Genomic DNA, 24251 nt, shown 5'->3' with positions numbered 1-24251 from the left:
CACTACATTAACCGATTTTCTTGGTGACTCATAATCGAGCCACAGAAACGATTTACGGCGTGCCGACCCGGGTCGGCACGGGTCGGCACGGGGCCGGTACGGGCGAAGACCTCCGGAGCGGCGCCTTCCGCCGTTGCCACAAGATCTTTGGGCGGCTGTTTTCAGCCATGCTCGGTGGGTAATCGGCTTGTTCCGGTTTGACGACCCCGCAGAAGGGGTCCATCCCGGGGCGTGACATCGGTGGGTCAATCGCCATGAATTGACTGGAATGTGTCACTCGGGGACGCGGGGCGCCGATTCCTCAGGGTCACCACGACTACGCCGATGGGCGAAATGAGGGGCGATTTCACGCCATTGGGATGAGTTGATGGCCGAGTTCGAACGCGTGGCCGGATCGGGGTCGGCATAATCGCGTCCATGTCGATCACGGGTGGGGACGTCGTTGACCTGGGGCAGGGCCTGTACGCATGGCTCCCGCCGAAACGGGGCTGGGGGCTGGCGAACTGCGGCCTCCTCGTCTCGCCCCGCGGCGCGCTCTGGATCGACACCCCGTACGACCCCGTGCTGGCCGGCCGGTTCCTGGACGAGTCCACGAAGCGGCTGCCCGAGGGCGTCCACATCGACCGGGTGATCGTCACCCATGCGAACGGCGACCACTTCTGGGGCGCGGGGGTGCTCCCGGACGCGGAGATCATCGTGACCCGCGAGGCCCGGGAGCACATCCACTACGACCCCACGCCGAAGCAGCAGCACGCCCTCGTCACCGCGGGCGACCGGACCACACCGCTCGGGGACTACCTCGCGCGCCACTTCGGCGTCTTCGACTGGTCGGAGACCGAACCGGTCGTGCCGACCACGTACTTCACGGGAGAGCTCGAACTGACCCTGGGCGACTACCCCGTCCGGGTCTCCTCGCTGCCGCCCGCGCACACCGCCGGTGACCTGATGGTCCATCTGCCGGTGCAGAGCACCGTGTTCAGCGGCGACATCATCTTCTCGTCCACCCCGGCGCGGTCCGGCGACCACCCGGTGCACTGGGCCGGTCCGCTCGGCAACGTGATCGCGGCCTGCGAACAGGTACTGGCCACCGGCGCCGAGACCATCGTCCCGGGACACGGCCCCCTCCTCGACCGGGCCGGGGTGCGCGACCACATCGTGTACCTGGAGTACGTGCGCGAGCGCGCCCACGCCTTCCACGCCGCCGGCGTCCCTGCCGTCGAGGCGGCCCGCCGGATCATCGGCGAGGGCCGCCACCCGGAACTCGGCCTCCCCGAGCGGCTGGTGGTGACCGTCGGCAGCGAGTACCGGAACCTGGACGGCTCCGCACTGCCCGGTGTGCTCGAAGTGATGACCGATGTCGCCGTGGTGGCCCGCGAGGTGGAGCAGGCCCGGCAGCAGGCGGGCCCGGCAGAGCAGTAGGCGAAGCTTCGGCCGTCGCTCCGGCCGGACGACCGATCCGACGACAGGAATGCGGTGACGGCATGGGATGGATAGTGGCGGTGATCGCCGTCGCCGCTGCCGTGGCGGCGGTGGTCCGGGCGCAGAACGCGGCCCGCGCCGAGTACACGGCCCTGGGCCGGGTCGAGGTGGCCGAACGCCAGGCGAAGGCGGCCGAGGCCCGTACCGCGGCCCTCATCGAGGAGATCCGCCAGCTGGCCCGGAAGCGGATACCCGCCGTCGCGCTCGCCCTCTCCCACCCCACCGCCCAGGTTCCCGGCCTGCGGGAGGCGGCCGAGATCGACGGCGAGGCGGCCCGGCTGCTCGCCGAGTCGGTGCAGGCTGCCCGCGCGGCCGTCCTGGAGGAGCGCGGACGCGTCGACGCCGCCGCCCGCGCGGCGATGCGCGGCACCTCCGCCAAGATCCAGTCCCTGCTCAACCAGTCCCAGCAACTGCTGCACGAGCTCCAGCACGAGTACGACGACCCGCGCATCCTGCAATTGGACTTCCGCAACGAACTGGCCCTGCGGCGCACCCAGACCACCGCCGTGCTCTGCGACGCCTGGCCGGGCCTCGCCCGCCAGAACTCACCGCTCGTCGAGATCGTGCTCGGAGCCCAGTCACGGGTCGCGGGCTACGAACGCGTGAAGGTCGCCAACCATCTGCGCGACGAACGGCTCGCCCTGGTCGCCCGCGCCGCCGAACCCCTCGCCATCGCGCTGGCGGAACTCCTGGCCAACGCCACCGCCTACTCGCACCCCGACACCGACGTCCAGGTCACCCTCCAGCAGAGCGGTGGCCGCGGCGCCTTCCTGGTGGTCGACGACGCGGGCATCGGCATGGACGACGACACGCTCGACCGGGCACGCGCCCTGCTGGCGGGCCCGGACGAGGTCCTCCTGACCGAGCTGGGCGACCCGCCGCAGACCGGCTTCGCCGTCGTCGGCCGACTGGTGTCGCAGTACGGCTTCGACTGCCACATCGAGGCGTCGCCGTTCGGCGGGATGCGCACGATGCTGCGCGTCCCCGCCCATCTGCTGACCGTGCTGGAGGACGACCACACCCTCTCCATCCTCGCCCCCGAACCGGTGCGCACGCAGGCGCCCGCCGCCCCCGCCGCCGTTCCCGCTGCCACCCCCGCCGTTCCCGTCCCGGCCGAGCAGGAGCCCGTACCCGTGTCGCAACCCGCCGCCGGGCCCGTCCCCGGGCTGCCCAGCCGCCGCCGGCGCACCCCGCGCCCGGCCCCGGCCCGGCCCGCGCCCGCCGCCGACCAGGACCGCGACCAGGCGCCTCGTACGCCCGAGCAGGCCGGGGCTTCCTGGGCGGCGCTCCAGCAGGGCACCCTCAACGGCAGGAGCAGTGCGGACCGGTCGTCCGCACCGGCTCCGGACCACGACCACCAGGACGACCACGACCGCCAGAACGACCAAGGAGACGACAAGCCGTGAGCGCTCCCACCCCCACCACCGGTGACCTCGCATGGGTGCTGGCCCCGCTGCTGGAACTGCCCGGTGTCCAGCACGCGGTGGTCGCCACCGGTGACGGCCTCGTCGAGGGCGCGTCGCCCGGCCTGGACCGCGCCTCCGGCGAACGGGTCGCCGCCATGACCGCCACGCTGCACGCCGCGGCGCGCGCGTTCACCACGGCCTTCACCGACGCCGAGGCGCCACGCCTGGCCCAGACGGTCGTCGAGTCCGACCTGGGCTTCGCCATCGTCGTACCGGCCGGGAACAACACCACGCTCGCCCTGTTCGCGGAACCCGGGGCCAAACTCGGCGACATCGCCTACCAGATGCAGGTGCAGGTCACCGCCCTCACCCGGGCGATGAACGCGCCCGCCCGCAAGCCGGACACCACCGCCCGGCCATGACCGCCGGCCCAGGGCGCCGCCTGATACCCGCCTATCTGGTCACCGGCGGCCGGACCCGGCCCGCCGGTCCCGCGCTGGACCGGCTCGACGTGCTCCTGCGCGCCGACACCGATCTGCCCCCGGACCTCGGCTCGGAACAGCGCAGGCTGTGCGAGCTGCTCGAACCGGGCGCGCTCACCGTCGTCGAATGCGCGGCCCACCTGGACCTGCCGGTCAGCGCCACCGTCTTCCTGGCCACGGACCTCGCCGCCGCCGGACATCTGCACACCCGACCGCCCGTCCCCAGCGCCGGGGAGATCGACCGGTCGCTCGTCGAGAGGCTGCTCGTTGGACTCCGCTCCCTCCACTGACCGCACCGGCGTCGGCTATCTGTCGCCCGCCGCCCGAACCCTGATGAAGCTCGTCGTCACGGGGCCCTTCGGCGTGGGCAAGACCACCCTGATCCGTACGCTCTCGGAGATCGCCACGCTCCACACCGAAGAGGCGATGACCCAGTCCAGCACCCGGCTCGACGACACCGCGGGACTGCCGAACAAGACCACGACCACGGTCGCGATCGACTTCGGCCGGCTCACCGTCCTGGACGACCTGGTGCTCTACATGTTCGGCACCCCGGGCCAGCAGCGGTTCCTCCCGCTCTGGGAGGACATCGCGCGCGGCGCGCTCGGCGCCCTCGTCCTGGTCGACACCCGCAGGCTCGCCGACTCCTTCGCGGTCATGGACATGGTCGAGGAGCAGGGGCTGCCGTACGCGGTCGCCGTCAACCGCTTCCCCGGCGCCCCCGTCCACCCCGACGAGGTCCTGCGGGGGCACCTCGACCTCGCCCCCGAGACCCCGCTGGTGCAGTGCGACGCCCGCGAACGCCGCGGCAGCATCGACGCGCTGATCGCGCTGGCCGAACACGCGCTGACCCGGATGCCCCGGCCCGAGGACCCGTCATGACACCGTACGCACAGCCGCCGCAGCCCCTCGCGCTGTACGGCCCGGACTTCGCCGCCGACCCGCAGAGCCACTACCGGCGCCTGCGCGAACACGGCCCCCTCGCCCCGGTCCGGATCGCCCCCGGCATCGACGCCCTGCTGGTCACCGACTACCAGGCCGCCGTCGACCTGTTGCGCGACACCCACACCTTCACCAAGGACCCGCGCGCCTGGCAGGCCACCGTCCCCGAGGACTCGCCGGTCCTGCCCATGCTCGGCCACCGGCCCACCGCGCTCTTCAGCGACGGCGAGGTGCACGCCCGCTACCGGGCCGCCATCAACGACGGCCTCGCCCTGATCGAACCGCACGTCCTGCGGGCCGAGGTCGCCCGGGTCGCGAAGCGGCTCATCGGCGAATTCGCCGCCACCGGGAGCGGCGACCTCATCGCCCAGTACGCCCGGCGGCTCCCGGTGCACGTCTTCGTCACCTGGTTCGGCACAGCGCGGGCGGACAGCGAGCGCGTCGTCGAAGCCGTCGCCGGAATGTTCAACTCGGCCGAGGACGCCGCCACCGCCTACGCCGACCTCGTCGAGGTCGTCACCGCGCTGGTCGCCGCCCGGCGTGCCCGGCCGCGCCGCGACCTCACCTCGTACCTCCTCGGTCATCCGGCCGGTCTCGACAACGACGAGACCGTGCGTCAGATCACCCTGATCATGAGCGCGGGCCACGACCCGACGACCAATCTGATCGGCAACGCGCTGCTGCACATGCTCACCGACACCCGCTACGCCGGCTCGCTGCACGGCGGTGCGAAGACGGCGTACGAGGCGATCGACGAAGTCCTCTGGCAGGACCCGCCCCTGGCCAACCTGGCGGCCCACTACCCCCGGCACGACACGGAGTTCCACGGCGTACGGCTGCGCGCGGGGCAACTGCTCCTGGTCTCCTACGCCGCGGCCAACTCCCAGTCCGCGCCCGACCTCTCGAACCCCGTGCCCCGTTCCGGGGCCAGCGCCCACCTGGCCTGGTCCGCCGGCCCGCACCGCTGCCCGGCGAAGCAGCCGGCGCTGCTCATCGCCATGACCGCGATCGAACAGCTCACCAGCCAGCTGTGCGACGCGGAACTGGCAGTTCCGGTCAGTGCGCTGAAATGGCGTCCGGGGCCCTTCCACCGTGCGCTGGTCCGGCTTCCGGTACGGTTCACCCCCGTCGACATGACCGCGGAAACCGACCGGCACCGGCCTTCCGGGCACGAGCCCGAGGAGCCTTCGGCGGTGTCGATCGGCCGGTGAACCGTGTCGGTGGTACGCCGAACGGGTGAGTGGCGAGAGAATTGCACGATGAACAGCGAGCGCAGCGGGCGCAACGCGGACCGAAGCACAGACGGGGTGGTCCGGTGAGCAGGTACGACAGGTACGACGTCACGGACGAGCAGTGGGAGGGGCTTGCCCAGGTCGTGCCTCTGCGCAGCCGCAACGAGTGGCCGTCCAGAGTGGACCACCGCACGGTCCCCGACGAGAGCGCGGCGGCCGAGCAGCGACGACTCGTCGTGCTGCGGGTCCAGGTCTTCGCGGACGCCCGGGAGGTGGCCGAGTACCTGGTCGCGCAGATCCCGGTGCTCCTCGACCTGACCAGCGCCGAGACGGACGTGGCCAAGCGGATCCTGGACTTCACCAGTGGGGTCGTCTTCGGTCTGGAGAGCGGCATGCACCGGGTGGACCGGAACGTCTTCCTGCTGTCCCCGGTCGGCATGGAGGTCGAGGGGGTCGCGGCAGCGGCGGGAATCCCGGGTTCGTAGCAGGCCGTCGGGGGCGGGGTGCCGTCGGAGCAGCGACGCCCCCCGGAGCGGGGAGCGTGGTCCGGGCCGGCCGTGCGGCGGTCCCGGGTGCCGGGCCTCGGTCTTCCGTGGCCGGACGATGCGTCATGCGGCCCGGCTCGTGGCCGGACGGTGGGCGACGCGGCTCGGCCCGGTCGGCTGGGGCACGGTGGTTCACCAGGTAGCCCGATCGTAGGAAGGTCGTTCAGGCGGAACGGTTCGGCGGTCCGCGCCCCGCATACGGTCCGCCCATGACTGCTCCTTGCCCGGACGCCATTCCGCCGTCGCACGCCGATTTACCCGAACCCGGTCCCGCACCGGCGGCCACCGGTGAGGCCCCGTCCGGCGGGCGGACCCGTTCCGCCGAGCGGGGCGGCGCCGCGGAGCAGGGCCGCCAAATCGGCCCGGTCGTCACCGAACTGCGGTTGTCCGCCTTCGCCTCGCACCGGGGCGCGGCCTTCCCCATCCGTCCGGTCACGCTCTTCGGCGGGCCCGGCGGCAGCGGCAAGACGAACGTGCTGCGGGCGTACGGGGCGCTGGCGCGGCTGGCCGACGGGGAGCCGCTGGAGGCGGTGTTCCCGGACCCGGGCGCCTGCGTACCGGAAGGCGCCGTGCCCGACGCCCAGGGGCGGCGCGGGTTCCGGATCGGCTGCACGGCGGACGGTCCGGCGGGACCGGTGCGGCTCGACGTCGCCGTCCAGGCGGAGCCCACCCTCCGGATCGTCGGTGAACGGCTCACCGGCGGCGGCGAGACCCTGCTCACCACCGCGCTGCGCGATCCGGGGCGCTCGACGGTCCAGGCGGCCTGGCACACCGCCGACGTGGTCCCGGTGACCCGGGCGCCACTGCCGGACGACCGGCTCGGGACGGCCCTGCTGCCGCTGCGGGTCGCGGGCCGGACCGAGGGGCAGTTGCAGGTCCTGGCCGCGGCCGAACAGATGGTCGTGGCCCTGCGGTCGGTCTTCCGGTGCGAACCGCAGCCGCGGCTGATGCGGGTCCCCGCGCCGCCCGGCGCCGACGGCCTGCGCCGGAACTGCGAGAACATCGCGGCGGTGCTGGAACGGGTGCACGCGCGGTCCGCCCGACGCCGGGTCCGGCTGACCGCCGCGGTCCGTGCCGGATGCGCGGGACCGGTGACCGGGCTGGACGTCGAACGGCTCGGGGACGGTTCGCTGAGCGCGACGGTCGCCCGCGGCGAGGGGCGTGCCACGCCGATCGGGCGGCTCGGCGACGGCGAGCTGAGGTATCTCGCGCTGGCCCTGGTACTGCTCACGGGCCCCGGGGTGCAGGCGGTGGACACCACGGGCGAGGTGCCGTCGGCCCTGCAGGCCCTCACCGTGCTGGCCGACGGGTTCGACCGCGATCTGGACGCACGGCAACTGCGCGAACTCCTGTCCCGGGCGGTGTCGATCGGCGGGAGCGGGCACCTCCGCCTGATGGGGACGGTCACGGAGTCGGGTGCGGCACGGGCCCGGCAGGTCCCCGGAGTGTCGGTGGTAGACCTGGAGCCGTGACAGAACTTGATGTACGGGCCCTGCAGCAACGGCTCGCCGCGTTCGCGGCCGCACGGGACTGGGGGCAGTACCACACCCCGAAGAACCTGGCAGCGGCGTTGAGCGTCGAGGCGTCCGAACTGGTCGAGATCTTCCAGTGGTTGACGCCGGAGGAGTCGGCACGGGTGATGGAGAGCCCCGGGACGGCGCACCGGGTGGCGGACGAGGTCGCGGACGTTCTCGCGTATCTGCTGCAGTTCTGCGAGGTGTTGGGCATCGATCCGCTGGCGGCGCTGGCCGAGAAGATCGACCGGAACGAGACCCGATTCCCGGCGCCGGGGCTCCCGGACACCTCCGAATCACCTGATCGTCACTCTTCGGAGTGATCAACTTATCCACAATCGATTTTGTGTCCACAGATTTCCGAATTCCTCTGGCTTTTCGGTACTGGTGACCTCACTGTGGGTAATGGATGGGGTGAACGGCTTTTCGTACGGACGGGGGAACGCATGGAAGCGGAACGGCTTGTCGGGGTCAGCCGTCGTGCGCTGGCTCAGAGCAGGGGGACGCCGGACATCATCGCGGAGGCGTGGCAGGCCCAGGCGCTGGCCCAGGCGATCGGCAGCCGCCTGGCGGCCGACGGCCCCAAGGCGTTACGGGCCGAGGCCCGCGGACTCAGCGAGATCGGCGGGCGGAGCGGCGGAGCGCTGGACCACCCGGCGGCACGGGCGGGGGTGGCGCGGGCCGCGCGGCTCTCGGAGCTGGCCGAGCCGAGGGCGACGCTGACGGGGCTGGGCGCGCTGCTGGGCGAGGTGGGGATGGCCCTGGTGGGAGTGGCCTGCGAGACCGACGAGCAGAGCCTCTACTGGCAGTGCATGGAGGCGATCGACGCGGCCGACGAGTCCATGGACCGGGTGCACGGGATGCTCCGCCGCCTCGACGAGCAGGACCGGGAGCGACAGCAGGATCTGGAACGCGGCAGGGAGCGGGACGGCCCGTACGGCGCGGCCCGCGGCCCGGCGGGACCGACGACGGCCGGTCGCGGCCGGCCGTGACGCGCGGGCCGCCGGAGGCGCGGGGAGCCCACCGGATTCCGGCGGCGACGGCGCGGGGCGGCGACCCTGCCGGACTTCGGCGGCGACGACGTGGGGGAGGGCGGCGGAGAGGGAGGTACGGTGTCCAAAGGTGCAGGATGGACGCATGGATCTTCGAATCTTCACCGAGCCCCAGCAAGGGGCGAGCTACGACACCCTGCTCACCGTCGCCAAGGCGGCCGAGGACCTCGGCTTCGACGCCTTCTACCGCTCCGACCACTATCTCCGCATGGGACCGGGGGACGGGCTGCCCGGCCCGACCGATGCGTGGATCACCCTGGCCGGGCTGGCGCGCGAGACCAGGCGGATCCGGCTCGGCACCCTGATGACCGCGGGCACCTTCCGGCTGCCCGGCGTGCTCGCCATCCAGGTCGCGCAGGTCGACCAGATGTCCGGCGGACGCGTCGAGCTCGGCCTCGGAGCGGGCTGGTTCGAGGAGGAGCACAAGGCGTACGGCATCCCGTTCCCCAAGGAGAAGTTCGGCAGGCTGGAGGAGCAGCTGGAGATCGTCACCGGGCTGTGGGCGACCGAGGTCGGCAAGACGTACAGCTTCGACGGCACCTACTACCAGCTCACCGATTCACCCGCGCTGCCCAAGCCGGCACAGGCCAAGGTGCCGGTCCTGATCGGCGGCCACGGCGCGACGCGCACGCCGCGGCTCGCCGCCCGGTACGCGGACGAGTTCAACATCCCCTTCGCGTCCCTGGAGGACAGCGAGAAGCAGTTCGGCCGGGTCCGGGAGGCGGCCAGGGCGATCGGCCGCGGACCGGACGACCTGGTGTACTCCAACGCCCTGGTGGTCTGTGTCGGGAAGGACGACGCGGAGGTGGCGCGCCGTGCCTTTGCCATCGGTCGTGAGGTGGCGGAGCTGAAGGCGAACGGGCTCGCGGGCTCGCCCGCCGAGGTGGTCGACAAGATCGGCCGGTACGGCGCGATCGGCTCGTCCCGGATCTACCTCCAGGTGCTGGACCTGGACGATCTGGACCACCTGGAGCTGATCGCCTCCCAGGTGCAGTCCCAGCTCTCCTGAGCCCGGGGACGGTTCGGGGCCGACCGGCCCGGAGGCGTGGCGGCCCGGAGGCCGGCCGGGGCGACCTCCGGCCGGACCGACCCGACCGGCCCGGCCCCGGCCCCGTTTCCTGTTCCGATGTGTGAAGGACCGAGGGAGTCACCCGTGCGACCCGCCGATTCGACCACCGACTCGACCACCGACTCGACCACCGACTCGACCGACGGCCCGGCCGTCCCCGAAGCCCCCGGGCCCCGCCCCGAGTCCGTCCGCGGGGCCGGCGCGCCGCCCGGCCGCCCGCTCGGCCGCGCCCTCGCGGAGGGGCCGGTCCTGCTGGACGGAGGACTCTCCAACCAGTTGGAGGCGCAGGGCTGCGATCTGTCCGACGCCCTGTGGTCGGCGCGGCTGCTGGCCGACGGGCCCGAACAGATCGAGGCGGCGCACGCGGCCTATGTGCGGGCGGGCGCGCAGGTGCTCATCACCTCCGGGTACCAGGCGACCTTCGAGGGGTTCGAGCGGCGCGGCATCGGACGGGCGGAGGCGGAGGAACTGTTCGCTCGCAGTGTGCGGCTGGCGCGGCGGGCCGCCGGTGCGGTGGAGCGGGACGTCTGGGTCGCCGCCTCGGTCGGCCCGTACGGGGCGATGCTGGCGGACGGCAGCGAGTACCGCGGCCGCTACGGGCTCTCCGTCCGGGAGCTGGAACGGTTCCACCGGCCCCGGATCGAGGCGCTGACCGCGGCCGGGCCCGATGTGCTGGCGCTGGAGACGGTGCCGGACATCGACGAGGCCGAGGCGTTGCTGCGGGCGGTGGAGGGGTGCGGGCTGCCCGTCTGGCTCTCGTACAGCGTGGCGGGCGACCGGACCAGGGCCGGGCAGTCGCTGGAGGCTGCCTTCTCCCTGGCCGCGGGGCAGGACCGGGTGATGGCCGTGGGGGTGAACTGCTGCGACGCGCGGGACGCGGACCGGGCGGTGCGGGTGGCCGCCGAGGTGGCGGACAAGCCGGTCGTCGTCTATCCGAACAGCGGTGAGCGGTGGGACGCCGCCGGACGGGCCTGGACCGGTGCCCCCACCTTCGATCCGGAGCGGACGAGAGCGTGGCGGAACGCCGGCGCCCGGCTGATCGGCGGCTGCTGCCGGGTCGGCCCGGACGTCGTCGCGGAGCTGGCCGGAATGCTGGACAGGCCGGCGGCGGGCGAGGCGGAAGGAGGTACGACAGCACGCCCGGACACGTGAAATTACCTGGTGGGGGACAAGTGGACCGGACCATACTCGGACGTGTGTTCCTGACAATCAGTACGACCGGCATCCCGGAACGTCCCGCGACCGACCTCGGCTTCCTGCTGCACAAGCATCCCGAGAAGGCGCAGACGTTCTCCACCTCCCACGGCACCGCGCATGTCTTCTACCCCGAGGCATCCGCCGAGCGCTGCACCGCGGCGCTGCTGCTGGAGGTGGATGCCGTGGCGCTGGTGCGCCGCGGCAAGGGCAAGGGCCGGGGCGGAGCCCCCGACGCGGCGCTCGCACAGTACGTCAACGACCGCCCGTACGCGGCCTCCTCGCTGCTCTCCGTCGCGATGAGCACGGTCTTCAAGTCCGCGCTGCGAGGGGTGTGCCGGGCACTGCCGGAGCGCGCGGCGGCGCCGATGCCGCTGCGGATCGAAGTACCCGCACTGCCGGCCCGGGGCGGCGCGGAACTGGTGCGCAAGCTCTTCGGGCCGCTCGGCTGGACGAGCGTGGACGCGGTGGCCGTACCTCTGGACGAGCGGTTCCCGGAGTGGGGGGACTCCCGGTACGTACGGCTGGTGCTGGAGGGCGAACTGCGGCTGGCGGACGCGTTGCGGCAGCTGTACGTCCTGCTCCCGGTGCTCGACGACGCCAAGCACTACTGGGTCGCGCCGGACGAGGTGGACAAGCTGCTCCGGGCGGGCGAGGGGTGGCTCGCCGATCACCCCGAGCAGAAGCTGATCACCAGCCGTTACCTGTCCCGGCGCTGGGGCCTGACCCGGCAGGCGATGCAGCAGCTCGAACTGGTGCGGCTCGCGGAGTCGGACGACCTCGACGTCGAGAGCATCGACAACGCCGTGGACGAGACGACCGACACCGAGGAGAAGCCGGTGCCGCTCGCCGAGCAGCGGCGCGCCGCGATCCTCGGGGCGCTGCGCGCCGCGGGCGCGAGCCGGGTGCTCGACCTGGGCTGCGGTCAGGGCCAGTTGGTGCAGGCGCTCCTGAAGGACGTGGGCTTCACGGAGATCGTCGGTGTCGACGTCTCCATGCGCGCCCTCGCCGTCGCCGCGCGCCGGCTGAAGCTGGAGCGGATGGGGGAGCGGCAGGCCGGCCGGGTCACGCTTCGGCAGGGCTCGCTCACCTACACCGACAAGCGGCTCAAGGGGTACGACGCCGCCGTGCTCAGCGAGGTCGTCGAACACCTCGACCTGCCGAGACTGCCCGCGCTGGAGTACGCCGTGTTCGGATCGGCCCGTCCCCGCACCGTGCTGGTGACGACGCCGAACGTCGAGTACAACGTCCGCTGGGAGACGCTGCCCGCCGGGCATGTGCGCCACGGCGACCACCGGTTCGAATGGACCAGGGCCGAATTCCGCGACTGGGCCCGGAAGGTGGCGGGGCGACACGGGTACGGGGTCGGCTTCGTCCCCGTGGGGCCCGACGACCCCGAGGTGGGACCGCCCACCCAGATGGCCGTGTTCACGATGGCCGAGAACAAGCACGAGAACGAGAACAAGCACGAGAACGAGAACGAGAACGAGAAGGAGGCGGAAGCCGCATGACCAGTACCTCGCGCACCCTGCCGGTGACCGACCTCTCCCTCGTGGTCCTCATCGGGGCCAGTGGGTCCGGCAAGTCCACCTTCGCCCGCAGGCACTTCAAGCCCACGGAGATCGTCTCCTCGGACTTCTGCCGCGGACTGGTCGCCGACGACGAGAACGACCAGAGCGCCAGCGGTGACGCCTTCGACGTCCTGCACTACATCGTGGGCAAGCGGCTCGCCGCCGGACGGCTGACCGTCGTGGACGCGACCAGCGTGCAGTCCGAGAGCCGCAAGCAGCTGGTCCAACTGGCCCGGAGCCACGACGTGCTGCCCATCGCGATCGTCCTCGACCTGCCCGAGGAGGTCTGCGTCGCGCGCAACGCCGCCCGCCCCGACCGTGCCGACATGCCGCGCCACGTCGTCCAGCGCCACCGCCGCGAACTGCGCCGTTCGCTGCGCGGCCTGGAGCGCGAGGGCTTCCGCAAGGTGCACGTCCTGCGCACCGAGGAGGAGGCGGAGAACGCCGAAGTGGTGCTGGAGCGCCGCTACAACGACCTGCGCCACCTCACGGGCCCCTTCGACATCATCGGTGACATCCACGGCTGCAGTTCCGAGCTGGAGACCCTGCTCGGCAAGCTCGGATACGTCGACGGCGCGCACCCCGACGGGCGGACGGCGGTCTTCGTCGGCGACCTCGTGGACCGCGGCCCCGACAGCCCCGGAGTGCTGCGCCGCGTCATGGCCATGGTCTCGGCGGGCAACGCCCTGTGCGTACCGGGCAACCACGAGAACAAGCTCGGCCGTTACCTCAAGGGCCGCAAGGTCCAGCACACCCACGGCCTCGCCGAGACCATCGAGCAACTGGACCGGGAGGACGAGAAGGACCCGGCCTTCCGCGGGCAGGTGCGGGAGTTCATCGACGGGCTCGTCAGCCACTACGTGCTCGACGGGGGCAAGCTCGTCGTCTGCCACGCCGGGCTGCCGGAGAAGTACCACGGACGCACCTCCGGGCGGGTCCGCTCGCACGCGCTCTACGGGGACACCACCGGCGAGACCGACGAGTTCGGCCTGCCCGTGCGATACCCGTGGGCGGAGGAGTACCGGGGCCGGGCCACCGTGGTCTACGGCCACACCCCGGTGCCCAACACCTCCTGGGTGAACAACACCATCTGCCTGGACACCGGTGCGGTCTTCGGCGGGAAGATGACCGCGCTGCGCTGGCCGGAGCGCGAACTGGTGGACGTACCGGCCGAGAAGGTCTGGTACGAGCCGGTCAAGCCGCTGGTCACGGAGGCGCCCGGTGGCAGGGAGGGACGGCCGCTGGACCTCGACGACGTGCAGGGCCGCCGGATCGTCGAGACCCGGCACATGGGCCGCATCGCGGTCCGCGAGGAGAACGCCGCCGCCGCGCTCGAAGTCATGAGCCGGTTCGCCGTCGACCCCCGGCTGCTCGGCTACCTCCCGCCGACCATGGCGCCCACCGCCACCTCGCAGGAGGAGGGCTACCTGGAGCACCCGGCCGAAGCCTTCGCCCAGTACCGCGCGGACGGGGTCGACCGGGTCGTGTGCGAGGAGAAGCACATGGGGTCGCGTGCGGTGGCGCTCGTCTGCCGGGACGCGGCCACCGCCCGTGAGCGGTTCGGCGTCGGGGACGCCCCGGACGCCTCCGGCTCCGCGGACGGTCCGACCGGGGCGCTGTACACCCGCACCGGGCGGCCGTTCCTCGACGACGCCGCACTCACCGAGGTGATCCTCGGTCGGCTGCGCACGGCCGTCACCGCCGCCGGGCTCTGGGAGGAGTGGGGCACCGACTGGGTGCTGCTCGACGCCGAGCTGATGCCGTGGTCCCTCAAGGCCGGCGGGCTGCTGCGCTCGCAGTACGCCGCGGTCGGAGCCTCGTCCGGCGCCGTCCTCCCGGAGGCCAACGCGGCCCTCGCGGCAGCGGCGGCGCGCGGGGTGGACGTGGCCGCGCTCGCCGGGCGCCAGCAGGGGCGCGCCGAGGACGCCGCCGCGTTCACCGAGGCGTACCGCCGCTACTGCTGGAGCACCCAGGGCCTGGACGGGGTGCGGTTCGCACCGTTCCAGATCCTCGCCGTCCAGGGGCGGTCGCTGGCCTCCGTGCCGCACGACGAGCAACTGGCCTGGCTCGACCGGCTGGTCGAGCACGACCCGACCGGGCTGCTCCGGGCCACCCGCCGGCTCGTCGTCGACACCGGGGACGAGGCCTCGGTGCGCGCCGGTACCGACTGGTGGCTGGAGATGACCGGTCGCGGCGGCGAGGGCATGGTCGTCAAGCCGCTCGCCGCACTCGTCCGGGACGGCAGGGGCAGACTGGTCCAGCCGGGCATCAAGGTGCGCGGCCGGGAGTACCTGCGGATCATCTACGGGCCCGAATACACCCGCCCGGAGAATCTGGAACGGCTGCGCGGCCGGTTCCTCGGGCACAAGCGGTCGCTGGCGCTCCGGGAGTACGCGCTGGGGCTCGAAGCACTGGACCGGCTGGCCGACGGGGAGCCGCTGTGGCGGGTCCACGAAGCGGTGTTCGCGGTGTTGGCCCTGGAGTCGGAGCCGGTCGACCCGCGGCTCTGAGGAAGCCCCGACGCGGGTCGTCGGCGGGTGCCCCGGTGGAACCGACGGAAACCCGCTGGCGATTCGCCGGGTGAACGGTGCCCCGCACGGTGAGGATGGGGACATGGGATTCCATGTCGACTCCGAGACCGGGCGGCTGCGCCGCGTCATCCTGCACCGCCCCGATCTGGAACTGAAGCGGCTCACCCCGAGCAACAAGGACGAGCTCCTGTTCGACGACGTGCTCTGGGTGCGCCGTGCCAGGGAGGAACACGACGGCTTCGCGGACGTGCTGCGCGACCGGGGGGTGGAGGTGCACCTCTTCGGCGATCTGCTCCGTGAGTCGCTGGACATCCCGGTGGCCAGACGGCTTGTCCTGGACCGGGTCTTCGACGAGAAGGAGTACGGCCCGCTCGCCACCGAGCATCTGCGCACCGCCTTCGAGGAGTTGCCCAGTGCCGGACTGGCCGAAGCGCTCGTCGGCGGGATGACCAAACGGGAGTTCCTGGAACGGCACCACGAGCCGACGTCCGTCCGCTTCCACGTCATGGACCAGGACGACTTCCTGCTGGACCCGTTGCCGAACCACCTCTTCACCCGGGACACCTCGGCCTGGATATACGACGGGGTGTCGATCAACGCGATGCGCTGGCCGGCACGGCAGCGCGAGACCGTCCACTTCGAGGCGATCTACCGCCACCATCCCCTGTTCACCGGGCCCGAGGCCGGTGTCTTCCACCACTGGTCGGAAGGGCAGGACGACTACCCCTCCACCATCGAGGGCGGCGACGTGCTGGTCATCGGCCACGGCGCCGTGCTCATCGGGATGAGCGAACGCACCACCCCGCAGGCGGTGGAGATGCTGGCCCGCGGACTGTTCGACGCCGGTTCGGCGCGCACGATCGTGGCGCTCGACATGCCCAAGCGCCGGGCGGTCATGCACCTCGACACGGTGATGACGATGGTCGACGGCGACACCTTCACCAAGTACGCGGGCCTGGGCATGCTCCGCTCGTACACCATCGAGCCGGGGGACGGGCCCCGGGACCTGAAGGTCACCGACCATCCGCCCGAGCACATGCACCGCGCGATCGCGCACGCCCTGGGGCTGGACTCGATCCGGGTGCTCACGGCCACCCAGGACGTGCACGCCGCCGAGCGCGAGCAGTGGGACGACGGCTGCAACGTCCTGGCCGTCGAACCGGGCGTGGTCGTCGCGTACGAGCGCAACGCCACCACCAACACGTATCTGCGCAAGGAGGGCATCGAGGTCATCGAGATCCGGGGCAGCGAACTCGGCCGGGGACGGGGCGGCCCGCGCTGCATGAGCTGTCCGGTGGTGCGCGACCCCGTGTAGACGGTGTCCGGGCGGGTCCCGGTGCGGGCGAGGGGAAGCACGACCCCATCTGTATAGTGATGCGGAGTGTCGTATAGACTTCCATCGTCAGTGTATGTGCGAACCCCGCCCGACCCAGGAGCCGCCCCATGGCCATAGACCTCGCAGGCCGCCACTTCCTCAAGGAGCTGGACTTCACGGCCGAGGAGTTCCGCGGCCTGGTCGACCTCGCGGCCGAACTCAAGGCCGCCAAGAAGTCGGGGACCGAGGTGCAGCGGCTGCGCGGCAGGAACATCGCGCTGATCTTCGAGAAGACCTCGACCCGCACCCGTTGCGCCTTCGAGGTGGCCGCCGCCGACCAGGGCGCGTCCACGACCTACCTGGACCCCTCCGGCTCGCAGATGGGGCACAAGGAGTCGGTGAAGGACACCGCACGGGTCCTCGGCCGGATGTTCGACGGCATCGAGTACCGCGGCGACAGCCAGGCCGCCGTCGAGGAGCTGGCGGCCCACAGCGGCGTACCCGTCTTCAACGGGCTCACCGACGACTGGCACCCGACCCAGATGCTCGCCGACGTCCTCACCATGACCGAGCACAGCGACAAGCCGCTGGAACGGATCGCCTTCGCCTACCTCGGGGACGCCCGCTTCAACATGGGCAACTCGTACCTGATCACCGGCGCCCTGCTGGGCATGGACGTCCGGATCGTCGCCCCCGAGGCGTACTGGCCCACCGGGACGGTCGTCGCCGAGGCCCGCCGCCTGGCCGCGGAGAGCGGTGCGACCATCACGCTCACCGAGGACATCGCCACGGGCGTCCGGGGCGCCGATTTCGTCCTCACGGACGTCTGGGTCTCGATGGGGGAGCCCAAGGAGGTCTGGGCCGAGCGCATCGCGGCCCTCGCCCCGTACGCCGTGACCATGGACGTGCTGCGCGCCACCGGCAACGCCGACGTGAAGTTCATGCACTGCCTCCCGGCCTTCCACGACCTCGGCACCGAGGTGGGGCGGCAGATCGAGGCCGAGTACGGGCCGGCGGAGCTGGAGGTCACCGACGAGGTCTTCGAGTCCGTGCACTCGGTCGTCTTCGACGAGGCCGAGAACCGGATGCACACCATCAAGGCCGTCCTGGTGGCGACTCTGGCCGACCGGGGCTGACCGCTGCATGGTCATGCGCCCGATTGGGTGAACATGCGGACAGGTGGCTAATATGTTGCCCCTTGGTGGGGTTCGGGCTCGCACGCTCGAACCCCATTTCCGTGCGCGCCACCGGTACCGGCACCGGCGCGGGTCCCGGCTCCGGGACCGGTGCCGAAGCCGGTACCGGCACCGGAGCCCCCCATCGCTTCCGGCCCGCGTCCCCCCACATGTTCCACCAGAGAAGAGATCATCCCCGTGAGTCCGCTGCGCCCACCGAGCCCCGCGCGCCCGTCCGGGGCACGCATCAAGAGCCCCCACCAGCTGATCGCCGAGTCCGGCGCCGACCTGGAGGGGCACGGCCTCAAGCGCACCATGGGCCTCTTCCAGCTCGTGTGCTTCGGGGTCGGCGCCGTCGTCGGCACCGGCATCTTCGTGGGCCTCTCCGACAGCGTCGCCGAGGCGGGCCCGGCGGTCGTGCTGTCCTTCGTGCTCGCCGCGATCACCTGCGTCTTCACCGCCTTCTCCTTCGCCGAGCTGGGCAGTGCCATCCCGGTCTCCGGCAGCTCCTACTCCTTCGCCTACGCGACCCTCGGCGAGCGCGTCGCTTTCCTCGTCGGCTGGTGCCTGCTGCTGGAGTACGGCGTCTCGCTCTCCGCGGTCGCCGTCGGCTGGAGCCAGTACGTCAACGAACTGCTGGACAGTCTCATCGGCGTGCACCTGCCCGCCGCGCTCTCGGCGGGGCCCGGCGACGGGGGCGTGATCAACCTGCCCGCCGTCCTGGTGGTCATGATGGCCGCGACCCTGCTGGTGCGCGGCGTCCGGGAGAGCGCCGGGGCCACCGCCGCCATGGCGGTCCTCAAGATCACCGTCCTGCTCCTGTTCTGCGCCATCGCCTTCACGGCCTTCGAGCGCGGCAACCTCACCCCCTTCTTCGCCCACGGTCCGGCCGGGGTCACCGCCGGGGCCTCGCTGGCGTTCTTCTCGTACATCGGCTTCGACGCCATCACCACCGCCGGCGAGGAGGTCAGGAACCCGCGGCGGAACATCCCGCTCGCGATCATGATCTGCATCGGCCTGGTCACCCTGCTCTACTGCGCGGTGGGGCTCGCCGCCATCGGGGCCCTGGGCCCGGACGCCGTCGCCGACAGACCCGCGGCGCTCTCGATCGTCGTCGACCAGGTCACCGGCTCGACGGTGGGCGGCGGAGTCATCGCCTTCGGGGCGGTCGTCGCGATCGCGTCGGTCGTGCTCGCGGTGATGTACGGACAGACCCGCATCCTGATGTCGATGTCCCGGGACGGCCTGATCCCGCGGGTCTTCGAGCGGGTCTCGCCGCGCACCGCGACCCCGGTCGCCAACACCTGGATCGTGGCGGTGGTCTTCGCGGTCCCGGCGGCCTTCTCCTCGCTCGACGTGGTGGTGAACCTGACCACCATCGGCACGCTGGCCACCATGGTCGTGGTGAACCTCGCGGTGATCGTGCTGCGCCGTCGCAACCCGGAGGTACGGGGTTCGTTCCGGGTGCCGCTCTATCCGCTGAGCCCGGTCCTGGGCGTCTGCTTCTGCCTCTACCTGATGTACGGGACGGGCCGGGCGACCTGGCTGCAGTTCGCGGCGTTCCTGGTCGTCGGCGCGGCGGTGTACGCCTTCTACGGTCGCAGCCGCTCCCGCCTGGCCGTCGCGGACAAGGGCCGCTGAGGGCCTCCGGCCGGCTCCCGGAACGCGTTGCCGGGGCGGGGCCGGGTCAGTTCTCGGGGACGAGGGCGGGCAGGGTGAACCACACCACCTTGCCGTGCTCCGTCTCGCGGTGGCCGCAGGACGAGCTGAGCGTGCGGATCAGCAGCAGCCCCCGGCCGCGCTCCTGCCAGGGGTCCGGCCCCTCGCCGGGCTGCGGGAAGGCGAGACCGCCGGGCGGGGCGGGGGCACGGTCGTGCACCTCCACCTGGCAGCCGCTCGGCAGGAGCTCCACCACCAGCTCGATGGGGTCGTCGCTCCGGGTGTGCTCGACCGCGTTGGCGACCAGTTCCGCGGTGAGCAGCTCGGCGGTCTCGGCGTAGGCCGACGCGTCGATGTCCGCGAGCGCGGTGCGGATCAGGGCGCGGGCGATGGGCACGGCCGCCGTCGAGTGCGGCAGGTCGATCCGCCACGAGGCGGGAAAGGGGGCATCGGACGACACGGCATGGCTTCCGTTCCGGGGTGAGGGGGCTCGCCGGGAATCAAGACTTCTCGCTTTCAACCTTATGAACCGTAAAAAAGCGGGCAAGGGACTACCGACCGGTGTGCAAGGGACGTTGGGCACTTCTTTTCCGTCCTCCCTGTATTGCGTTCTCGTGACGGAAGTCACGCATGAGTGATAAGTTCGGTCGCAGGTAGCAGCCGACGGCTGAAGGGGAGCCCCCTCCATGAGCCCGTTTCCCAGCTCCGCCCCCCACGCGGACGAGTGGCGCCATCTGCGGCTGACCGTGGACGACGGGGTCGCCACCGTCACTCTCGCCCGGCCCGAGAAACTCAACGCGCTCACCTTCGGTGCCTACGCCGACCTGCGCGACCTGCTCGCCGAGCTGTCCCGCGAACGCTCCGTGCGTGCCCTGGTGCTCGCGGGCGAGGGCCGCGGGTTCTGCTCCGGCGGGGACGTCGACGACATCATCGGCGCGACGCTCGCCATGGACACCGCCCAACTGCTCGACTTCAACCGGATGACCGGACAGGTCGTGCGGGCCCTACGTGAAACCCCCTTCCCCGTCGTCGCGGCCGTACACGGCGTGGCCGCGGGCGCCGGCGCCGTTCTCGCGCTGGCCGCCGATTTCCGGGTCGCCGATCCGTCCGCCCGGTTCGCCTTCCTGTTCACCCGGGTCGGCCTCTCCGGCGGCGACATGGGTGCCGCCTACCTGCTGCCGCGCGTCGTCGGCCTCGGCCACGCCACCCGGCTGCTGATGCTCGGCGAACCGGTCCGCGCCCCCGAGGCGGAACGGATCGGCCTGATCAGCGAGCTGGCCGAGGAGGGCCGGGCGGACGAACGGGCGGCGGCGCTCGCCCGCCGCCTCGCCGACGGACCGGCCCTCGCCCTCGCCCAGACCAAGGCGCTGCTCACCGCCGAACTCGACATGCCGCTCGCCGCCGCCGTCGAGATGGACGCCGCCACCCAGGCCCTGCTGATGCACGGCGAGGACTACGCGGAATTCCACGCCGCCTTCACCGAGAAGCGGCCCCCGAAGTGGCGGGGCAGGTAGCGCGATGGCTGCCGAGACGGCCGCACCCCGAACGGCCCGGACCGGCGTGCGGCGGATCGCGATCATCGGCGGCGGCCCCGGCGGCCTCTACGCCGCGGCCCTGCTCAAGCGGCTCGACCCGGCCCGCGACATCACCGTCTGGGAACGCAACGCCCCGGAGGACACCTTCGGCTTCGGCGTCGTCCTCTCCGACGAGACCCTCGGCGGCATCGAGCACGCCGACCCCGTCGTGTACCGGGCGCTCACGGACGAATTCGTACGGTGGGACGACATCGACATCGTCCACCGGGGCGTCACCCAGACGTCCGGCGGCCACGGCTTCGCGGCCCTGGGCAGGCGCAGACTCCTGGAGATCCTGCGCGAACGCTGCGCGTCCCTCGGCGTACGCCTCCACTTCCGCACCGGGGCCCCGCCGGCCGCCGAGCTGGCCGCCACGCACGACCTGGTGATCGCCGCCGACGGAGTGCACAGCCCCACCCGCGCCGCCCACGCCGACGTCTTCGGCCCCCGCCTCACCACCCACCGATGCCGCTACATCTGGCTCGCCGCCGACTTCGCCCTCGGCGCCTTCCGCTTCGAGACCGCCGAGACCGCGTACGGGGTGATGCAACTCCACGGCTACCCCTTCTCGGCCGATGCCTCCACCGTCATCGTCGAGATGCGCGAGGAGGTCTGGCGGGCCGCCGGGTTCGACACCTGCGCCGTCGAGCACTCGACGCTGCGCTGCGCCAAGATCTTCACCGAGGCGCTCGGCGGCCGGCCGCTGCGCTCCAACAAGTCCTCCTGGCTCGCCTTCCGCACCGTCGTCAACGCCCGCTGGTCGCACGGCAACACCGTCCTCATCGGCGACGCCGCCCACACCGCGCACTTCTCCATCGGCTCCGGCACCAAACTCGCCGTCGAGGACGCCCTCGCCCTCGCCGCCTGCATCGAGGAACAGCCCGACCTGCCCGGCGCGCTGTCCGCCTACGAGGCCGAGCGCCGGCCGGTCGTCGAATCCACCCAGCGGGCCGCCGCGGCCAGCCTGCGCTGGTTCGAGGAACTCGGCACCTACGTCGACCAGCCGCCCCGCCAGTTCGCCTTCAACCTCCTCACCCGCAGCCGCCGCGTCACCCACGACAACCTGCGACTGCGCGACCCCTCCTTCACCGCCGCCGTCGAGGAGGAGTTCGGCTGCCTCCCGGACACCCCGCCGATGTTCACTCCGCTGCGGCTGCGCGGCCTCGAACTCCGCAACCGCGTCGTCGTGTCACCCATGGACATGTACTCGGCCGTCGACGGCGTCCCCGGCGACTTCCACCTCGTCCACCTGGGCGCCCGCGCGCTCGGCGGCGCCGGACTCGTCATGACGGAGATGGTGTGCGTCAGCGCCGAGGGCCGCATCACGCCCGGCTGCGCCGGCCTCTACACCGACGAGCAGGCCGCCGCCTGGAGCCGCGTCACGGACTTCGTCCGTGCGAACGCCCCCGGCACCGCCATCGGCGTGCAGCTCGGCCACTCGGGCCGCAAGGGCTCCACCCGCCGGATGTGGGAGGGCATCGACCAGCCGCTCGACCACGGCAACTGGCCGCTCACCGCCGCCTCCCCGATCCCGTACGCCGACGGGATCAGCCAGGTCCCGCACGCCCTGGACCGGGCCGGACTCGACGCCGTGCGCGAGCAGTTCGCGGCGGCCGCCCGCCGCGCCGACCGCTGCGGCTTCGACCTGCTCGAACTCCACTGCGCCCACGGCTACCTGCTGTCCGGGTTCCTCTCGCCGCTCACCAACCACCGCACCGACGAGTACGGCGGCCCCCTGGCCAACCGGCTCCGGTTCCCCCTCGAAGTCTTCGACACGGTCCGCGACCGGTGGCCGGACGCCCGGCCCATGACCGTCCGCATCTCGGCGACCGACTGGGCCGAGGGCGGCACGACGGCCGACGACGCCGTCGAGATCGCCCGCGCCTTCGTCGCCCACGGGGCCGACGCCATCGACGTCTCCACCGGACAGGTCGTGCCCGACGAACGCCCCGAGTACGGCCGCTCCTACCAGACCCCGTACGCCGACCGGATCCGCAACACCCTGTGCGTGCCCGTCGTCGCGGTCGGCGCGATCTCCTCCTGGGACGACGTCAACTCGCTGCTCCTCGCGGGCCGGGCCGACCTCTGTGCCCTGGCCCGCCCCCACCTCTACGACCCGCACTGGACCCTGCACGCGGCGGCCGAGCAGGGCTACGCCGGCCCCGGCGCGCCCTGGCCGCTCCCGTACCGCGCGGGCAGCCGCACCCCGCCGACGGGCCGCACGGACGCGCCGAAACCGCGGCTCACCCTGGGGTGACGGGCAGACACTCGTGGCAGAGACACGGGTCGGGGTGCGGGCCCGCGTAATGGGCGTGCCGCTCCTCCCGGGCGATCCGCTCCAGCAGCGCGGCCAGCCCCTCGGCCTCCTCCCGGGTGGCCGTGACCGTACCGGGGCACCGCTTCAGCACGGCCGGGGCGTACACCAACCGGGCCCGGAAGGTGTGGAGATGACGGGTCCCCGTGTCGATGGTGATCCAGTGACCGGTGTGCCGCCCGTGCCCGACGGTGGTCAGCTGCTGGTGTCCCATCCCGGCGTAGGTGTCGACGACGTACACCTTCGCCCCGCCCCGGTACGCCTTCGTGCCGGGGCGCAGCTCCTGCCCGAGGTCCCCGTACCGCCGCCACCGCACCACGTTCGCCACGACCAGCCAGGCGGGTTCCGGCGGGCCGCTCACCGCTCCTCCGCACTGATCAGCAGCCGGTCCGAGACCGCCCGGTAACCGATGCGTCGGTACACGCCGTTGCTGGTCGGGTTCGCGAGGTCGGTGAAGAGCAGCACCTCCTGCGCCCCCGCCTCCCGCGCCGTCCGGCTGATCTCCGCCGTCACCGCGGCCGCGTACCCCCGGCCGCGGTGCTCGGGAGGCGTGTAGACCGCCGCGACCCGCACCGTGCCCGCGATCTGCGACGAGACACCGGCCATCGACACCGGGGCGCCGCCGTCCTCCCAGAGCGTCAGCCCGCCGGACGCCGTCCGCTCGTCCACCAGCCGCTCGACCCGGGCACCGGACTGGCCGGTCTCGTCGGCGAACGCGAGGTGCCAGCGCACCAGCAGCTCCCGGTCGGCGGCGACGGCGGTCCTGGGCCGGCCCGGGGGTGCGGGGGAGGGCGGGACGAGCGTCCCCAGCCGGTGGAGCCGCTGTTCCTGGTCGACCCGGTGGCCGGGCCAGGTGGCGGCGAGCGCCTCGGCGGTGGTCCGGTCCGCGTTGATCCGGGTCAGGGGGAGCGCGGCGGCCAGCGGACCGACCGCCTCCGGGGCGACGGACCCCAGCAGCGGCGGGTGCGGCGGGGTCTGCACCAGCGTCCCCGCGACCTCGCCGTCCGCCCCGCGCCACCAGCCCAGCAGCGGGGCGGTGTCGCCGTAGGCGTGCGGGCCGGTGTGCCGGAGCGTCGCGGTGACGGTCAGGATCAGGGTGTTCTCGGCGGGCCGGGCGGACAGCGAGGCGCCGGCCGCGTCGAGAAAGACGTCGACGTCATCGGTGAAGGTCCAGGTCATGCCTCATCCTGCCGGGTG

At 72.4% G+C, this 24251-nt stretch carries 22 protein-coding genes; 19 read left to right on the top strand and 3 right to left on the bottom strand.

Going from position 1 to position 24251, the window contains the following annotated elements; genetic code table 11:
- Positions 1 to 417 precede the first annotated feature (417 nt).
- From ACWCXX_RS16435 to ACWCXX_RS16355, 17 genes are all read left to right on the top strand, one after another.
- Positions 418 to 1419, top strand: coding sequence for an MBL fold metallo-hydrolase (locus tag ACWCXX_RS16435; RefSeq protein WP_451127669.1), 1002 nt, complete (start codon positions 418 to 420; stop codon positions 1417 to 1419).
- 62 nt (positions 1420 to 1481) lie between these two features.
- Positions 1482 to 2885, top strand: coding sequence for an ATP-binding protein (locus ACWCXX_RS16430; protein WP_451127667.1), 1404 nt, complete (start codon positions 1482 to 1484; stop codon positions 2883 to 2885).
- A complete protein-coding gene (locus tag ACWCXX_RS16425; protein WP_385594606.1) occupies positions 2882 to 3307 on the top strand; it encodes a roadblock/LC7 domain-containing protein in 426 nt (141 codons plus the stop codon). Before ACWCXX_RS16430 ends, ACWCXX_RS16425 begins: the two co-directional genes overlap by 4 nt.
- Entirely contained in the window at positions 3304 to 3657 is a 354-nt protein-coding gene (locus ACWCXX_RS16420) for a DUF742 domain-containing protein (protein ID WP_451127665.1), read from the top strand. Before ACWCXX_RS16425 ends, ACWCXX_RS16420 begins: the two co-directional genes overlap by 4 nt.
- Positions 3635 to 4249, top strand: a complete 615-nt coding sequence (locus ACWCXX_RS16415) for a GTP-binding protein (RefSeq protein ID WP_451127663.1) — start codon at positions 3635 to 3637, stop codon at positions 4247 to 4249. Before ACWCXX_RS16420 ends, ACWCXX_RS16415 begins: the two co-directional genes overlap by 23 nt.
- Positions 4246 to 5520 carry a cytochrome P450 gene (locus tag ACWCXX_RS16410; RefSeq protein WP_451127661.1) on the top strand — a complete coding sequence of 425 codons (1275 nt, stop codon included), beginning with the start codon at positions 4246 to 4248 and terminating at the stop codon, positions 5518 to 5520. Before ACWCXX_RS16415 ends, ACWCXX_RS16410 begins: the two co-directional genes overlap by 4 nt.
- A 104-nt stretch (positions 5521 to 5624) precedes the next feature.
- A complete protein-coding gene (locus ACWCXX_RS16405; protein ID WP_451127659.1) occupies positions 5625 to 6026 on the top strand; it encodes a cell division protein SepF in 402 nt (133 codons plus the stop codon).
- A 269-nt stretch (positions 6027 to 6295) separates the two neighbouring features.
- Complete coding sequence (locus ACWCXX_RS16400; RefSeq protein WP_451127657.1) at positions 6296 to 7558, top strand: ATP-binding protein; 1263 nt, start codon at positions 6296 to 6298, stop codon at positions 7556 to 7558.
- A complete protein-coding gene (locus ACWCXX_RS16395; protein WP_451127655.1) occupies positions 7555 to 7923 on the top strand; it encodes a nucleotide pyrophosphohydrolase in 369 nt (122 codons plus the stop codon). The genes ACWCXX_RS16400 and ACWCXX_RS16395 overlap by 4 nt, the downstream gene beginning before the upstream one ends.
- 123 nt (positions 7924 to 8046) lie before the next feature.
- Entirely contained in the window at positions 8047 to 8592 is a 546-nt protein-coding gene (locus ACWCXX_RS16390) for a DUF6099 family protein (protein WP_451127653.1), read from the top strand.
- A gap of 145 nt (positions 8593 to 8737) precedes the next feature.
- On the top strand, positions 8738 to 9661 hold the full coding sequence (locus tag ACWCXX_RS16385; protein ID WP_451127651.1) for an LLM class F420-dependent oxidoreductase: 924 nt from the start codon (positions 8738 to 8740) through the stop codon (positions 9659 to 9661).
- Between the two features lie 144 nt (positions 9662 to 9805).
- Positions 9806 to 10873, top strand: a complete 1068-nt coding sequence (gene mmuM, locus ACWCXX_RS16380; RefSeq protein WP_451127649.1) for a homocysteine S-methyltransferase — start codon at positions 9806 to 9808, stop codon at positions 10871 to 10873.
- A 44-nt stretch (positions 10874 to 10917) separates the two neighbouring features.
- Complete coding sequence (locus ACWCXX_RS16375; RefSeq protein WP_451127647.1) at positions 10918 to 12426, top strand: 3' terminal RNA ribose 2'-O-methyltransferase Hen1; 1509 nt, start codon at positions 10918 to 10920, stop codon at positions 12424 to 12426.
- On the top strand, positions 12423 to 14996 hold the full coding sequence (locus ACWCXX_RS16370; protein ID WP_451127645.1) for a polynucleotide kinase-phosphatase: 2574 nt from the start codon (positions 12423 to 12425) through the stop codon (positions 14994 to 14996). Before ACWCXX_RS16375 ends, ACWCXX_RS16370 begins: the two co-directional genes overlap by 4 nt.
- Positions 14997 to 15099: 103 nt before the next feature.
- Positions 15100 to 16332: an arginine deiminase gene (locus ACWCXX_RS16365; protein WP_451127643.1), complete on the top strand. Its 1233-nt coding sequence runs from the start codon at positions 15100 to 15102 to the stop codon at positions 16330 to 16332.
- A gap of 128 nt (positions 16333 to 16460) precedes the next feature.
- Positions 16461 to 17468: an ornithine carbamoyltransferase gene (argF, locus tag ACWCXX_RS16360; RefSeq protein WP_451127641.1), complete on the top strand. Its 1008-nt coding sequence runs from the start codon at positions 16461 to 16463 to the stop codon at positions 17466 to 17468.
- 237 nt (positions 17469 to 17705) lie between these two features.
- Entirely contained in the window at positions 17706 to 19148 is a 1443-nt protein-coding gene (locus tag ACWCXX_RS16355) for an amino acid permease (protein WP_451127639.1), read from the top strand.
- Between the two features lie 46 nt (positions 19149 to 19194).
- Here ACWCXX_RS16355 and ACWCXX_RS16350 read toward each other — a convergent pair whose 3' ends face one another.
- Positions 19195 to 19626, bottom strand: a complete 432-nt coding sequence (locus ACWCXX_RS16350; protein WP_451127637.1) for an ATP-binding protein — start codon at positions 19624 to 19626, stop codon at positions 19195 to 19197.
- Positions 19627 to 19852: 226 nt separating this feature from the next.
- Between ACWCXX_RS16350 and ACWCXX_RS16345 the strand changes: the two genes are divergently transcribed.
- Both ACWCXX_RS16345 and ACWCXX_RS16340 read left to right on the top strand, forming a co-directional pair.
- Positions 19853 to 20680, top strand: coding sequence for an enoyl-CoA hydratase family protein (locus ACWCXX_RS16345; RefSeq protein ID WP_451127635.1), 828 nt, complete (start codon positions 19853 to 19855; stop codon positions 20678 to 20680).
- Positions 20681 to 20684: 4 nt separating this feature from the next.
- Positions 20685 to 22997, top strand: coding sequence for a bifunctional salicylyl-CoA 5-hydroxylase/oxidoreductase (locus ACWCXX_RS16340; RefSeq protein ID WP_451127633.1), 2313 nt, complete (start codon positions 20685 to 20687; stop codon positions 22995 to 22997).
- On the opposite strand, the gene ACWCXX_RS16335 is transcribed toward ACWCXX_RS16340, so the two are convergent.
- Together ACWCXX_RS16335 and ACWCXX_RS16330 are read right to left on the bottom strand one after the other, a co-directional pair.
- Positions 22984 to 23415: a hypothetical protein gene (locus tag ACWCXX_RS16335; RefSeq protein ID WP_451127631.1), complete on the bottom strand. Its 432-nt coding sequence runs from the start codon at positions 23413 to 23415 to the stop codon at positions 22984 to 22986. The two genes, ACWCXX_RS16340 and ACWCXX_RS16335, sit on opposite strands and share 14 nt — an antisense overlap.
- Positions 23412 to 24233 carry a GNAT family N-acetyltransferase gene (locus ACWCXX_RS16330; protein WP_451127629.1) on the bottom strand — a complete coding sequence of 274 codons (822 nt, stop codon included), beginning with the start codon at positions 24231 to 24233 and terminating at the stop codon, positions 23412 to 23414. The genes ACWCXX_RS16335 and ACWCXX_RS16330 overlap by 4 nt, the downstream gene beginning before the upstream one ends.
- Positions 24234 to 24251: the final 18 nt, after the last annotated feature.

The sequence above is a fragment of the Streptomyces sp. NPDC001732 genome, from assembly GCF_053596315.1.
Note: the sequence above shows the minus strand (reverse complement) of the source record. Positions and strands in the feature narration are given on the sequence as shown.